At 44.3% G+C, this 15,440-nt stretch carries 13 protein-coding genes; 11 read left to right on the top strand and 2 right to left on the bottom strand.

What is annotated here, in order from left to right:
- Positions 1–108 precede the first annotated feature (108 nt).
- Together ONT19_RS03455 and ONT19_RS03450 are read right to left on the bottom strand one after the other, a co-directional pair.
- Complete coding sequence (locus ONT19_RS03455) at positions 109–258, bottom strand: sulfate transporter (protein ID WP_117586877.1); 150 nt, start codon at positions 256–258, stop codon at positions 109–111.
- A 48-nt stretch (positions 259–306) separates the two neighbouring features.
- The gene (locus ONT19_RS03450; protein ID WP_203054330.1) at positions 307–1,167 is read right to left on the bottom strand and encodes an RluA family pseudouridine synthase; all 861 of its coding nucleotides are present in this window, start codon (positions 1,165–1,167) and stop codon (positions 307–309) included.
- A gap of 317 nt (positions 1,168–1,484) precedes the next feature.
- Between ONT19_RS03450 and ONT19_RS03445 the strand changes: the two genes are divergently transcribed.
- From ONT19_RS03445 to ONT19_RS03395, 11 genes are all read left to right on the top strand, one after another.
- Positions 1,485–3,101 (top strand): ABC-F family ATP-binding cassette domain-containing protein, encoded by a 1,617-nt coding sequence (locus tag ONT19_RS03445; RefSeq protein WP_118139545.1) that lies wholly within the window; start codon positions 1,485–1,487, stop codon positions 3,099–3,101.
- Positions 3,102–3,241: 140 nt separating this feature from the next.
- Entirely contained in the window at positions 3,242–3,862 is a 621-nt protein-coding gene (locus tag ONT19_RS03440) for a nucleotide exchange factor GrpE (protein ID WP_022122109.1), read from the top strand.
- A gap of 84 nt (positions 3,863–3,946) precedes the next feature.
- Positions 3,947–5,110 carry a molecular chaperone DnaJ gene (gene dnaJ, locus ONT19_RS03435; RefSeq protein WP_022122110.1) on the top strand — a complete coding sequence of 388 codons (1,164 nt, stop codon included), beginning with the start codon at positions 3,947–3,949 and terminating at the stop codon, positions 5,108–5,110.
- A 100-nt stretch (positions 5,111–5,210) separates the two neighbouring features.
- On the top strand, positions 5,211–6,449 hold the full coding sequence (locus tag ONT19_RS03430; RefSeq protein WP_153081485.1) for a bifunctional folylpolyglutamate synthase/dihydrofolate synthase: 1,239 nt from the start codon (positions 5,211–5,213) through the stop codon (positions 6,447–6,449).
- Between the two features lie 111 nt (positions 6,450–6,560).
- Complete coding sequence (locus ONT19_RS03425; RefSeq protein ID WP_006846772.1) at positions 6,561–7,646, top strand: aldose epimerase family protein; 1,086 nt, start codon at positions 6,561–6,563, stop codon at positions 7,644–7,646.
- Between the two features lie 252 nt (positions 7,647–7,898).
- Complete coding sequence (locus ONT19_RS03420; RefSeq protein ID WP_006846773.1) at positions 7,899–9,224, top strand: MFS transporter; 1,326 nt, start codon at positions 7,899–7,901, stop codon at positions 9,222–9,224.
- Between the two features lie 96 nt (positions 9,225–9,320).
- A complete protein-coding gene (gene galK / locus ONT19_RS03415; RefSeq protein ID WP_022122112.1) occupies positions 9,321–10,481 on the top strand; it encodes a galactokinase in 1,161 nt (386 codons plus the stop codon).
- 211 nt (positions 10,482–10,692) lie between these two features.
- Positions 10,693–11,880: an aldose epimerase family protein gene (locus ONT19_RS03410; protein ID WP_264952291.1), complete on the top strand. Its 1,188-nt coding sequence runs from the start codon at positions 10,693–10,695 to the stop codon at positions 11,878–11,880.
- Positions 11,881–12,062: 182 nt separating this feature from the next.
- Positions 12,063–13,787 (top strand): sodium:solute symporter, encoded by a 1,725-nt coding sequence (locus tag ONT19_RS03405; RefSeq protein WP_218458369.1) that lies wholly within the window; start codon positions 12,063–12,065, stop codon positions 13,785–13,787.
- A 204-nt stretch (positions 13,788–13,991) separates the two neighbouring features.
- Positions 13,992–14,672, top strand: a complete 681-nt coding sequence (locus ONT19_RS03400; protein ID WP_040552774.1) for an NUDIX hydrolase — start codon at positions 13,992–13,994, stop codon at positions 14,670–14,672.
- Between the two features lie 27 nt (positions 14,673–14,699).
- Positions 14,700–15,398, top strand: coding sequence for an L-ribulose-5-phosphate 4-epimerase (locus tag ONT19_RS03395; protein ID WP_006846778.1), 699 nt, complete (start codon positions 14,700–14,702; stop codon positions 15,396–15,398).
- Positions 15,399–15,440 lie beyond the last annotated feature (42 nt).

Here is a 15,440-nt window from a genome sequence, read left to right as displayed (position 1 = left end):
CTATAAAAAAGTTGCAGCCATCCAAAGTTTACACCCAGACAACCGCAACCAATTTACCAATCAAAAATATCTAAAATCTTATCCCGCCATCATTACACAACTCTACTATCAACAGAAGAGCCAGTAAAGAACTGCCAGCACGGCTACCATAACAACAGCTACCATTGCTTTAATCATGCAGGTAGCCACTTTCTTTAAGACAAACAGTCCTACAACAAGGACTACCAATGCCAGCGCATAATATCCAAAATCATTCATATCACATTATTATATAGTATAAACTACCAATCAGCATTCATCACCCTATTAACGATCATTCTTTAATGCCCTGCGGAATTCAGCCGGTATCGGAGTTTCAAATTCCATAGGCTGATGCGTTACGGGATGATAGAAACACAGCACATAGGCATGCAGGCACAAGCGCTGGCATGGATCATCACCATTACCATACTTGATGTCACCACACACCGGATGCCCCATATCGGCTGTATGAACACGAATCTGATTCTTACGGCCCGTTTCGAGTTTGAACTCCACCAGAGAATGAGCCGTTGTACGCTCTAATGTATGGAAATGGGTAACAGCATACTTGCCGCCATTATCCGTATCACTGCTGTAAGTAATGTAAGCCTTGTTATCTTTCAGCCAGTTAGCAACAGTACCTTCATCTTCTTCCATCTCTCCGGAAACCAGAGCCACATATCTGCGGTCGTACACATTATGATGCCAATCATCCTCCAAAGCCAGTTCCGTCTGCTTATCCTTGGCATAAATCATCAAGCCCGAAGTATCACGGTCAAGTCGGTGTACTACATGCGCCTGGCAATTCTGGCGAGTCTTATGGAAATAATCATCAAGCACCGTTTTCACATTCAGAGTAGAATGACCGGCAGCCATACTCAATATACCGATGTTTTTCTCGACAACAATCAGATATCTGTCTTCATAAACAATCTTAAGGTATCTGCTTTTAAATACCTCCTGATTCTTCTTTGTCTTGCTCACACTCACCTTCATACCTGGTTTCAGGGCATAATCAAACTGGGTAATGGTTTTGCCATTTACCTTGATTCCCCTACCCTGCAGAGTCTGCTTCACCTTAGTCTTGCTAGGTCCCTTCACATTCTCCATCAGCCATTCCAGCAACGGAGCAGGTTTTTCTACCATGTAATGCTCATATTCATTTGGGTTTCCGTAGCCATAAGCATTATTGGTATGCTTATTAAAATTTCCTTTTCTATTTTGTTGTCTCATATTGTTACCGATATCATTTTCTTAACATGAAAAACACAGAATCAATACTGCATTTTCTCCGTTTCAGCCTACAAAAGTAAGACTTTTCTGCAAAATAACAAAAAGCCACCATGTTTTTAACTAAAAATTAGTAACTTTTGCCAATAAATCATTGTGTTTCAAATATTTTTTTGTAATTTTGCAGCTGAATTAAAGATATAATCAGAATAAAAGATATTTAGGAACAAATAATGATTACAGTACAAAATCTTGCGATCCAATTCGGAAAGAGAGTGCTTTACAAGGATGTAAACCTCAAGTTCACTCATGGTAATATTTATGGTATCATCGGTGCTAACGGTGCCGGAAAATCTACTTTCCTCCGCGCTATCAGCGGCGACCTTGAACCAAACAAGGGTACAGTAGAAATGGGACCAGGCGAGCGACTTTCTGTCTTGGAACAGGACCACTTCAAATATGACGATTTCCGCGTGATGGATACCGTTCTGATGGGTCATCAGCCATTATGGGAAAACATGAAGGAGCGCGAGCGCCTCTATGCTAAGCCAGAGATGACAGAAGAAGATGGTAACCTCGCTGCTGAGCTGGAGCTCAAGTTTGCAGAAATGAATGGTTGGGAGGCTGAAAGCAATGCCGCACAACTTCTGCAGAACCTCGGCGTAAAGGAAGACCGTCACGACAAACTCGTAGGTGAACTCTCTAATACAGAGAAGGTGCGCGTGATGCTGGCAAAGGCACTCTTCGGCAACCCAGACAACCTCCTTCTCGATGAGCCTACCAACGACCTCGACCTCGACACAGTTGAGTGGTTGGAAGACTATCTCAGCAACATTGAACAGACCGTACTCGTAGTATCTCACGACCGTCACTTCCTCGATGCTGTAAGTACCCAGACCGTAGATATCGACTTCGGTAAGATTACTATGTTTGCAGGTAACTACTCTTTCTGGTACGAGAGTTCTCAGTTGGCTCTCCGCCAGGCTCAGAACCAGAAGATGAAGGCAGAAGAGAAGAAGAAGCAGTTGGAAGAATTCATCCGCCGATTCTCAGCTAACGTTGCCAAGAGTAAGCAGACAACATCCCGCAAGAAGATGCTGGAGAAGCTGAACGTCGAAGAAATCCGTCCATCAAGCCGTAAATACCCAGGCATCATCTTCCAGATGGACCGTGAGCCAGGTAACCAGATTCTGGAGGTAGAGGGACTGAAAGCATGCGACGAAGACGGAACAGTGCTCTTCGACCATGTAAACTTCAACATAGAAAAGGGCGAGAAGGTAGTATTCCTCTCTCACAACCCTAAGGCGATGACCGCACTCTTCGAAATCATCAACGGCAACCGAAAGGCTGACGCAGGTGACTACAAGTGGGGTGTTACTATCACAACAGCTTATCTCCCACTCGATAATACAGAATTCTTCCAGAGCGACAAGAATCTGGTAGACTGGTTGAGCCAGTATGGTCCAGGTAACGAAGTTGCCATGAAGGGCTACCTCGGAAGAATGCTCTTCAGCGGCGAAGAAGTACTGAAAAAGGTAAATGTCCTCTCCGGAGGTGAGAAGATGAGATGTATGATTGCACGCATGCAGTTGCAGAACGCCAACTGCCTGATTCTTGATACACCAACCAACCACTTGGACCTGGAGAGTATTCAGGCATTCAACAACAATCTGGTAGGTTTCAAGGGCAATATCCTCTTCTCTAGCCACGACCACGAATTCATCAACACCGTGGCAAACCGCATCATCGAGCTCACTCCATCAGGCACCATCGACAAGCTCATGTCTTATGATGAGTATATCTACGATGAAACTATCAAGGAGCAGAAGGCTAAGATGTACGGATTCTAAACAAAAAGTTATTCTGCTGTTAAACAGCAACCACAAATTATCTTATAATTTAATAGTGCCAATTCGATGAGAATCGGGTTGGCACACTTTTTGTCAAACAACCAATAACAAGAATTATCATGTTTAAAAAATTTAAGACTATGTCAAAAGAAAAAGAAATCAATATAGAGGACGGAAACGTTCAGGAGACTGTTCAGAATGAAAATAATGAGCAGACAACTCAAAATGAAAATACTGAGGAAAATCAGAATACTGACAACAAGGCAGAAGAAGGTGACAACAATACAGACGCTGCTGACAAGAAGGCAGAAGAGATTGATCCTTTAACAAAAGCACAGCAAGAGGTAGAGGAACTCAAGAAACAGTTACTCTATAAGACTGCTGAGTTTGAGAATTACCGCAAGCGTACCCTCAAAGAGAAAGCAGAACTGATTTTGAATGGCGGCGAGAAGACTGTAGCTGCTATTCTGCCTATTCTCGACGACTTTGAGCGTGCCATCGCTGACAAGAGCGAAGACCCTAAGGCTATCAAGGAAGGTGTCCAGATGATTTTCAACAAGTTCGTAAAGACACTCGAAGGTCTTGGCGTAAAGAAGATTGAAACCAACGACAAGGATTTCGATGTAGATTTCCACGAGGCTATTGCTATGGTTCCGGGAATGGGCGATGACAAGAAGGGAAAGATCATTGACTGCGTCCAGACTGGTTATACGATGAACGACAAGGTGATTCGCCATGCCAAGGTAGCTGTAGGTCAGTAAGAAAGAAATATCAAGAATTATTTTTCAAAATCCAGAACATTCTATTAGAATTCTGTAAGAAAATTCAATATTTGAAATAAGCAAATGGCTAAGAGAGACTATTATGAGGTGCTGGGCGTAGACAAGTCGGCATCAGAAGACGAAATAAAGAAGGCGTATCGAAAGATAGCCATCAAGTATCATCCAGACCGCAACCCTGGCAACAAAGAGGCGGAAGAGAAATTCAAGGAAGCTGCCGAAGCTTACGAAGTTCTCCACGATGCCCAGAAGCGCCAGCAGTATGACCAGTTTGGTTTCGACGGCCCACAAGGTGGATTCGGCGGATTTGGCGGTGGTGCCAGCATGGACATGAACGACATCTTCTCTATGTTTGGAGATATCTTTGGCGGACACGGCGGTTTCAGCGGCTTTGGTGGCGGCGGATTCGGTGGCGGCTCACAGAAGCGGGTTTACCAGGGTGGCGACCTTCGCGTAAGAGTAAAACTGACTCTCCAAGAGGCAGCAACAGGTGTTACCAAGCGCTTCAAGATTCGCAAGGATGTAACTTGCTCTGCATGTCACGGAACAGGTTGCGAAGGTGGTGCCCAGCCAGAAACATGTCCGGAATGTCATGGAAGCGGCTATGTCTTAAAAACGGTACGCAGCATGTTCGGCATGATGCAAACTCAGGCTGCATGTACAAAGTGTGGCGGTGAGGGAACTATCATCAAGAACAAATGTAAGGAATGCGGTGGCGACGGAATCGTGAAGGGCGAGGAACTCGTAGAAATCAATATCCCTGCAGGTGTCGACAACGATATGGTTGTTACCGTTGAAGGAAAGGGTAACCAAGGCAAGCACAATGGTCTCTACGGAAACCTACAGGTAATGGTAAGCGTAGAAAAGAACGATGATTTCGAGCGTGTTGGTCAGGACTTATACCATAATCTTGTTCTTGACTTTGCAACTGCCACTTTGGGTGGCGAGGTAGAAGTCCCTACCTTGGATGGTAAGACGAAGATCAAAATAGAACCAGGCACACAACCAGGCAAACAGATCCGTTTGCGTGGCAAAGGAATGCCGGCTATTCAGGGATATGGTTATGGCCGTGGTGATATTATCGTCAATATTACCGTTTTCATCCCTACCTCTCTGACAAAAGAAGAAAAGGATCTTGTTGTGAAATTCAAGGAATGCGATAATTTCAAAGCAGATAATGCAGAGAAGAAATCTCTCTTTGAAAGTTTCAAGAATCTCTTTAAAAAATAAACAGTAAAGAGCAATCCCCGAAGAGGGCGAACTATCTTCGAAAGAACGGTTCGCTCTTTTCGGGGATTATCTGTATATATAATAAGGTATAACATATAACATGAATTATCAAGAAACTGTTGAATATCTTTTCACCAGCACGCCGGTTTTTGAAAAGATTGGAGCCAAGGCATACAAACCTGGGCTTGATACGATGTATAAAATGGATGAACACTTCGGGCATCCTCATAACCAATATAAATGTATCCACATTGCAGGAACCAACGGAAAAGGTTCATCATCCCATACCCTTGCTGCAATCCTGCAGAGCCAGGGCTATAAGGTCGGCCTGTTCACATCTCCACATCTTGTAGATTTCAGAGAACGCATTCGCGTAAATGGTGAGATGGTAAGCGAAGAGTATGTAATCGACTTTGTAGAAAACAACCGGAAATTCTTCGAACCGCTACATCCATCGTTCTTTGAACTGACCACCATGATGGCATTTCAGTATTTTGCAGAACAAAAGGTAGACTTTGCCGTCATCGAAGTTGGATTGGGAGGAAGACTGGATAGTACCAACATCATCACTCCTATCCTATCCGTTATCACGAACATCAGTTTTGACCACACCCAATTCCTCGGGAATACACTCGGCGAGATTGCAGGCGAAAAGGCAGGTATCATCAAGCCACAGATTCCTGTCGTTATTGGCGAATGGAACGAAGAGACCCAACCTGTATTCATCAAGAAAGCCCATGAGCAGAATTCTCCTATCCATTTTGCACATGCAACTGACGCAGACACGAACTTCGAACTGAAAGGCAACTATCAGAAAAAGAACTTCTGCACCATATCCGCAGCCGTAGAATGCCTGAAGGAAGAAGGAATAGAAATCAAAGATGAAAGCATAAAGAACGGCTTCGAACATGTATGCGAGCTGACAGGCTTACGTGGCAGATGGGAAAAACTCAACGAACACCCTCTCACCATCTGTGATACGGGACATAACCTTGCCGGATGGGAGTATCTGGAGCCTCAGATTGCATCCGTCAAAGCCGATACGAAACATATTGTCTTCGGAATGGTTGATGACAAAGATGTAGAGCATGTAATGGGACTATTAGAAAAGTTGCCAAAAGAAAGCACGATTTTCTATTGGACACAGCCATCAACCAAAAGAGCGATTCCTGTAGACAAATTATACGGATACGCACAAAAGCACGGCTTAAACGGAACATGCTATCAAACTATCGCACAGGCATTTAACAAAGCAAAAGCAAACGCAAAAAAAGATGATTTTATCTTTATTGGCGGATCAAGTTACGTCGTTGCCGATTTGCTATCAGAATCATTTTAGGATTTTTTAAATCAAAAAGTTCATAAAATATTTGTAATACTCATTTTTTTTTAGTTACTTTGCAGTACATTACTTAAACCAAAGTAAGGTAACTAAAAAAAGTGAGATATTATGAATACAGAACCAGCAAATAAGTGTGGTTTGAAAAGAGAAGATTTTCAGACCACAGTGAATGGCAAGAAGACTGATCTCTTCGTGTTAAGAAACAAGCAAGGCAACGAAGTTGCAGTGACTAACTATGGTGGAGCAGTCGTAGCCATCATGATGCCTGACAAGGATGGCAACTATGCCAACCTCATCCAGGGTCATGACAACATACAGGACGTCATCAACTCACCAGAGCCATTCTTGAGTGTGCTCATCGGTCGTTATGGCAACCGTATTAAAGAAGGCAAGTTCATACTTCACGGCAAGGAGTATCACTTGGCATGCAACGATGGTCCCAACCACCTGCATGGTGGACCTACAGGTTTCCACACCAAAGTTTGGGATGCAACCCGCATGAGTGATAGCGCTGTCGTGTTGAAATACACGAGCCCTTATGGTGAAGAAGGCTTCACTGGTGAGTTGACAGTTTGGGTAGCTTACACATTGACCGACGACAATGAGTTCGTTATCAAGTATCAGGCTACAACCAACAAGACAACCATCTGCAACCTGACACATCACGCTTTCTTCTCAATCCAGGGTATTGCTAATCCTACCCCAACAGTTGACAATATCATCTGTGAGGTAAACGCAAACTACTATCTCCCTATTGATAAGTATTCTATCCCTACAGGTGAGATTTTGAAGGTTGAGGGCACACCATTCGATTTCCGTACACCAAAGCCAATTGGTCAGGACATCAATGCAGACAACGAGCAGATCAAGAATGGTCAGGGCTATGACCACAACTATGTATTGAACAAGACAGAAGAAGGTGAGTTGAGTTTTGCTGCCCGTATAAAAGACCCTGTAAGCTGCCGTACCATGGAGGTTTATACCACAGAACCAGGTTTGCAGATGTACACAGGTAATTTCCTTGCAGGTATCTCAGGACAGTTTGGTGCAACATTCCCACGTCGCAGTGCAGTCTGCTTCGAGGCACAGAAGTTCCCAGACACTCCAAATCACACCTATTTCCCAAGTTGCAGATTAAATCCAGGTGAAACATACACCCAGAAGACAATCTATAAGTTTGGAATTGACAAATAAATCAGAATAAATCATGGAGCAGGTACTCTAAACAGCACTTGCTCCATTTTCGCGCTTGAATGACAAAACTCATCCAGCGCGACAACAATCTTAAAGAGAAGTCTTAACGTCTTTAAAGAAGAAACAACCTCTTAGAAGAAAAGAGTAGCAACCTCTTTACCATAAAAGAGAATCAATAACCTCTTCAAAAAGAGTATAAACAAGCTTTTCGCAAATAATAATAACAAATAACAATATCAACTATCAAAAAAAATGGAAAACCAAAGTAAAAATGGCAATATCATCGCCATTATCACGATGATGTTCCTCTACGCCATGATTTCGTTCGTAACGAATTTGGCTGCTCCTATCGGAGTTATTTGGAAAAATGTATTCGCTGACAGCGGAAGTGCTAACATGATCGGTATGTTGGGTAACGCCATGAACTTCTTGGCTTACCTCTTCATGGGTATCCCTGCAGGTAAGTTGCTCACCAAGATCGGTTACAAGAAGACAGCCCTCACCGGTATCGCTACCGGATTCGTAGGCGTGCTCATCCAGTTCCTTTCAGGTAAGTTCGGTGCCGACATCTCAGGCTTCGCCGTTTACCTCTTCGGTGCGTTCATCTCAGGTTTCGCAGTTTGTATTTTGAATACTGTTGTAAACCCAATGTTGAACCTCATCGGTGGTGGTGGTAACCGCGGTAACCAGTTGAACCTCATCGGTGGTACATTGAACAGTTTATCCGGAACTTTAACCCCAATGCTCGTAGGTGCCCTTATCGGTACAGTTACTGCTAACACCAAAATGGTAGATGTGAACCTCGTGCTTTACATTGCCCTTGCCGTATTCGCAGCAGCATTCGTTATCTTGAACTTCATCCCTATCCAGGATCCAGAGATGGGTAAGACTACAGACAAGACTGTATTCGAGCATTCACCATGGGCTTTTCGCCACTTCAACCTCGGCGTTATCGCAATCTTCGTTTATGTAGGTGTTGAGGTAGGCATTCCTGGAACATTGAACTTCTACATTTCTGATACAACAGCAAATGGTGGTGGTTTCATCAATGGTACAGCCTTGGCAAATGCAGCAGCTATCGGTGGTTTCGTTGCAGGTACATACTGGCTTCTGATGCTGGTTGGTCGTCTTTGCTCCAGTTTTATTGCTGACAAGGTATCTAGCCGCATGATGATGATGATTGCCAATGGTGCAGGTATGATCTTTATCGTCCTCGCCGTACTTCTCGGCAAGTCAACAACAGTAGAAATGCCTGTATTTACAGGTACATCATTCCAGATGGTTACAGTGCCTATCGCTGCCATGTTCCTGGTACTCTGCGGTCTCTGCACTTCTATCATGTGGTCTTCTATCTTCAACCTTGCTACTGAGGGTCTTGGCAAGTATACAGCCCAGGCTTCAGGTATTTTCATGATGATGGTAGTAGGTGGCGGATTGATGCCATTGGTACAGAACTTCATCGCAGACAACGCTGGCTATATGGCTAGTTACATTGTGCCTCTCATCTGTATGGCATACATGTTCTTCTATGCTGTAGCTGGTTGCAAGAACATCAACAAGGATATTCCTGTTGATTAAAAACACGAAATAAATTAGCCCTAAGGCATATATAGTCTTAGGGCTAAATCATATAATCAAATCTTTAGTAACAACACAACAAAAACTTAACTAATTATGGATATTGAAAAAGTAAGAAGCCGATTCATCAAGCATTTCGATGGTAAAACAGGTAACATCTACATGTCACCAGGTCGTATTAACTTGATTGGTGAGCATACCGATTATAATGGTGGATTTGTTTTCCCAGGTGCAGTAGATAAGGGTATCATGGCAGAAATCCGTCCTAACGGAACAGATACCGTCATGCTCTACTCTATCGACTTGAAGGACCGTGTAGAATTCAAGGTTAATGATCCTGAAGGTCCTCGCGCTTCATGGGCACGTTACATCTATGGTGTTTGCCAGGAGATGAAGGCATTGGGCGTTGACGTAAAGGGTTTCAATGCAGCATTCTATGGTGATGTGCCTCTCGGTGCTGGTATGTCTTCATCTGCTGCTCTTGAAAGCTGTTTTGCTTTTGCTTTGAACGACCTCTTTGGTGACAACAAGGTTTCTAAATGGGATCTCGTTCTCGCAGGCCAGGCTACTGAGCACAAGTATGTAGGTGTTAACTGCGGTATCATGGACCAGTTTGCTTCTGTTTTCGGCAAGGAAGGTAAGTTGATGCGCCTCGATTGCAACAGCCGCGAATTTGAATACTTCCCATTCGAGCCTAAGGGCTATAAACTCTGCCTGGTAAACTCTAAGGTAAAGCACGAGTTGGCAGGTTCTCCATACAACGACCGTCGCAACTCTTGCGAAAATGTTGTTAAGCACATTGCAGCAAAGCACCCAGAAGCTAAGTTCGAAACTCTCCGTGATTGCACATGGGAACAGTTGGAAGAGGTTCGCGCTGAGGTAGGCGAAGAGGATTACAGCCGCGCTCACTTCGTATTGGGCGAGAAGGACCGCGTATTGGCAGTCTGCGATGCTCTTGAGAAGGGTGACTACGAGACAGTAGGTCAGAAGATGTACGAGACTCACCACGGCTTGAGCAAGGAATACGAGGTAAGCTGCGAGGAACTCGACTTCTTAAACGATGTTGCTAAGGAGAACGGTGTTACTGGTAGCCGTATCATGGGCGGTGGCTTCGGTGGCTGCACTATCAACCTGGTAAAGGACGATATCTACGACAAGTTCGTTGAGGACGTGACAGCTAAGTTCACAGCCAAATATGGTCATGCTCCAGAGATTTACCCTGTAATCATCTCTGAGGGTTCTCACAAGGTTTGCTAATATATACATTATATATAATATAAGGAACTGCAGTTAGTATTTGCTAACTGCAGTTTTTTTTGTTCCAAATAAGGCAAAAACAGGCGTTTTCATACAAATAGTGTTAAAAAGACACTTTAGAAGAAAAAAAGTTAGGAAAAACGCTTGCAGATTCGAAATAAAATTGTAATTTTACACCCAAAATGAATAGACAATAAAAAACAGCCTAAAAATGAGTACATTTAAGACCCTATTTATGGGAGTTGGTTTTGCGGCTATCGCTACCCTCTCAGCTTGTTCATCAAGCAGCAATGCAAGTCTCACACAATCTGGTTTGAATCCAGCAGATTTCGATTCAACAGTATTGGGCAAGAAGACTGAGTTAGTAACTCTCAAGAATGCAAACGGCATGGAAGTTTGCCTCACCAATTATGGTGGACGTGTCGTTTCCATTTCCGTTCCAAACAAGGACGGAAAGCCAACAGATGTGGTTCTTGGTTACGATAATATCCATCAGTATGCTGACACCCTTAACTCTCCTTCAGATTATGGTTCTTCTGTAGGACGTTATGCCAACCGTATCAAGGATGCTAAACTTTCACTTGCTGGTTCAACATACCAGTTGAAGGCAAATGATAATGGCAACTGCCTGCATGGTGGTGGGGCTACAGGATGGTTGAACCAGGTTTACGACATTACAGAGAAGAACGACTCATCCGTTACCTTCACTATCAATGCGAAGGATGGCGAGAATGGTTTCCCTGGCAACGTAACAGCAACAGCTAAATACACAGTCAAGAGTAACAACACACTCGACATCGAGTTTGGCGCTACAACAGACAAAGAGACCGTTGTCAATATGACCAACCACAGTTACTTCAACTTGAATGGCGATCCATCTAAGGAAGGTTTCGATCAGGTAATGTACATCAATGCAGATAAGTTCACTCCTGCAGATTCACTTTACATCCCAACTGGTGAAATCAAGAGTGTCGAGGGAACCCCTATGGATTTCCGTAAACCTGCAGAAATCGGCAAGAAGGTTGATTATAACTTTGATCAGATTAAGAATGCCACAGGTTACGACCACAACTGGTGCTTGAACACATATAAGAATGGTAAGGGCGATGACAAAACAGTTTGCGCAAGCCTCTACTCACCAAAGAGCGGTATCCTTCTTGAAGTATTTACCAACGAGCCAGGAATTCAGGTTTACACCGGTAACTTCCAAGGCACAGGTATTGCCTGCAAGCATGGCATCAAGTATCCTAAACATGTAAGCGTTTGCTTCGAGAGCCAGAAATATCCTGATTCTCCAACCAAGATTGCTCAGGGTGTAAAGGATTGGACAGATGCCACATTGAAGCCAGGAGAGAAATACTATTCTCACCTCGCTTACAAATTCAGCGTTAAAAAGTAAGCGTAAGTTAGTTTAAAAGTTAGCGAACCGGCGGATAAAGTCCGCCGGAACAGCTAAAATCCAACAAGAAGTTTTTGCAATGAAAAAAAACGAAATGTGCTGGATAAGAAACTAACATAATAAGCATCCAATAAAAGAAAAGAATAAACAAATAATAATAAACAAACAATCTTATAGTAATTATGAATTGGAATTCAACAGAATTCGTATGGCTTGATTGGGCTATACTCGCCATTGGAGTTATCGGCGTAATTTGGGCTGTCTGGCACGCAATCGTGAAAGACAGAAAGGCTCAGAAAGGTGAAGACTCTTCTGCCTACCTCTTCGGTAAGGGTGAGCCATGGTATGTAATCGGTATGGCTATTTTTGCTGCCAACATTGGTTCTGAGCACCTCGTTGGTTTGGCTGGTACAGGTGCCAAGAGTGGTGTCGGTATGGCACACTGGGAGATGCAGGGTTGGATGATCCTCATCTTGGGTTGGTTGTTCGTACCTTTCTACCAGTTGCTCATCAACAAGATGGGTAAGATCATCACCATGCCAGACTTCCTGAAGTTCCGCTATACCCAGCGCACAGGTTCATGGCTCTCTATCATCACCCTCGTAGCTTACATCCTTACTAAGGTGAGCGTTACAGCCCTTACAGGTGGTATTTTCTTCGAGTATCTCTGGGGCTTGAACTTCTGGGCAGGTGCTATCGGTTTGATTATCCTCACCACCATCTTCACCGTATTCGGTGGTATGAAGGGTGTGATGACATTGTCAACTATCCAGACTCCTATCCTCGTCATCGGTTCTTTCCTCGTACTCTTCCTCGGTCTCTCTACCCTCGGCGGTGGCAGCATCTCTGCAGGTTGGGCCGACATGATGGATTACTGCGGAAAGCTGAACAACGGCTACGGTACAACTCACATGTTCCACTGGGAGGCAGGTGACTCTATGTATCAGGAGTATCCTGGTTTCGTAGTATTTATCGGTGCAACCATCATCGGTTTCTGGTACTGGTGTACAGACCAGCACATCGTTCAGCGTGTATTGGGTCAGGTTCCTGGCGAGAGCAACGTAGAGGTTATGAAGCGTGCCCGCCGCGGTACTATCGCAGCCGGTTTCTTCAAGGTACTCCCTTGCTTCATGTTCCTCATTCCAGGTATGATTGCAGCCGCTTTGGCTCAGAAGGGTGCCATCCAGATGAACGAGACTGATGCAGCCTTCGCCATCATGGTAAAGACCGTTCTTCCTGCAGGTATCAAGGGTATCGTAACCATCGGTTTCATCTGCGCACTCGTTGCTTCATTGGCAGCATTCTTCAATAGCTGTGCTACCCTCTTCACCGAGGACTTCTACAAACCATTGAAGAAGGGCATGTCTGAGGCTCACTACGTACTCGTTGGCCGTATCGCTACCGTAGTAGTTGTAGTTCTCGGTTTCGCATGGTTGCCAATCATGATGAAGATGGATACATTGTACAACTATCTCCAGGGTATCCAGTCACTTCTGGCTCCAGCCATGGTAGCCGTATTTGCAATGGGTATCTTCTTTAAGAAGATTACTCCAAAGGCAGGTGAATACACCATGATTACCGGTTTCCTCATCGGTATGCTCCGCCTCGTTACCAACGTCATCACTGATACAGGTAAGGCTACAATGGATGGTGCATTCTGGGATTACACCGCATGGTTCTGGCAGACTAACTGGCTCGTATTCGAGTGCTGGTTGCTCGTATTCCTCATCATCTTCATGGTAGTAGTGAGCTGCTTCACTCCAGCCCCAAGCAAGGAGCAGGTAGAGGCAATCACCTTCACATCCGACTTCAAGAAGTCTATCCGTGAGAGCTGGGGTGCCTTCGATATCATTGGTACACTCGTAGTAATCGGTCTCTGCGCTGCATTCTACGCATACTTCTGGTAAAATATTATTCACGTCAGGAGTAAGAAGTGAGGAGTCTGGAATTTTCTCAAAGATCAGACAAAACTGTTTCTGTTGAAAAAATCCGCGATCCTTTCTTCTCCTTCTTACTCCTTGATTTTCCTCTCGAAGCTGCTCTATGAAGAGCAAGTAAAAGAACCCAACTATACATACATTGAATCATTACATCAAAACAGCAGAAAGACCATGACCCAGTTTTATAATGAATACTCCAAAGTATTAGTATCCGTCGATTGTATCATTTTCGGTTTCGACGGTAGTAACCTCCAGGTACTGATAGGTAAACGCAAGATGGACCCGGGAAGAGGCGAATGGTCACTCTATGGTGGTTTCGTTGGCGCAACAGAAAATCTCGAAGATGCAGCTAACAGAGTCATCCTGGAACTTACTGGAATGAAAAACCTCTATATAAGACAAGTAGGAGCTTTCGGCCGCATCGACCGTGACCCAGGTGAGCGAGTTATCTCTATCGCCTATTGCACTCTCATCAATGTGAAAGACTATGATGACAGCCTCCGTGTAGAACACGGATTGGAATGGGTTAGTCTGAACGAACTTCCAGAACTTTACTCAGACCACAAACTCATGATCCGCAACGCTATCGCACAGATACGCCGCCGCATCAATCATGAGCCATTAAGCTTCAAACTCCTCCCAGACCTCTTTACGCTGACACAGCTTCAGCATGTATTCGAGGCAGTAATAGGCGAAGAGATTGATAAGCGCAACTTCCGCAAACGCGTGAAGGATATCGACTTCATCGAGAAAACAGAACTCATCGATAAAGTCAACTCGAAACGAGGCGCCGCCCTCTACCGCTTCAACAAGAAAGCATACGAGGAAGACCCATCGTTCAACTTGAAATAGAATAAACAACTTAAAACAAAAGATATTATGTTAGAAGAATTAAAAGAAAAAGTGTTCAAGGCAAACCTTGATCTCGTTAAGCACAACCTCGTGCTCTTTACATGGGGTAATGTGAGTGGCATCGACCGCGAGAAAGGTCTGGTTGTCATCAAGCCATCTGGCGTCGATTATGACACCATGAAGGCTAGCGATATGGTAGTGGTAGACTTGGAAACAGGTAAGGTAGTAGAAGGCGATCTGAATCCATCATCTGATACACCAACCCACTTGGTTCTCTACCGCGCATTCCCAGAGTTGGGTGGCGTAGTTCATACTCACTCTACTTATGCTACCGCTTGGGCACAGGCTGGCTTGGACATCCCTAACATTGGTACAACTCATGCTGATTACTTCCACGATTGCATCCCTTGCACTGATGCGATGACAGAGGACATGATGGCAGAATATGAGCACAACACAGGTGTTGTCATCGTTGACCGTTTCAAGAAAGATAACATCAACCCAGTTCATACTCCTGGCGTATTGGTTAAGAACCATGGTCCTTTTACATGGGGTAAGGATGCTGACCAGGCTGTTTATCACGCAGTAGTAGCTGAACAGGTGGCAAAGATGGCTTTCATCTCATTCTCAGTTAATCCAAATACCACCATGAACCCATTGCTCGTAGAGAAGCACTTCAACCGCAAGCACGGCCCTAACGCTTACTACGGACAGAAAAAGCACTAATTAAAGGGTATCTCAAATAAAGATATTAAATCACATTAACAA

It is taken from the genome of Segatella copri (assembly GCF_026015625.1).
Classification (GTDB): domain Bacteria; phylum Bacteroidota; class Bacteroidia; order Bacteroidales; family Bacteroidaceae; genus Prevotella; species Prevotella copri_H.
The sequence above is the reverse complement of the archived record's forward strand: the minus strand, read 5'-3'. Positions and strand labels throughout refer to the sequence as shown.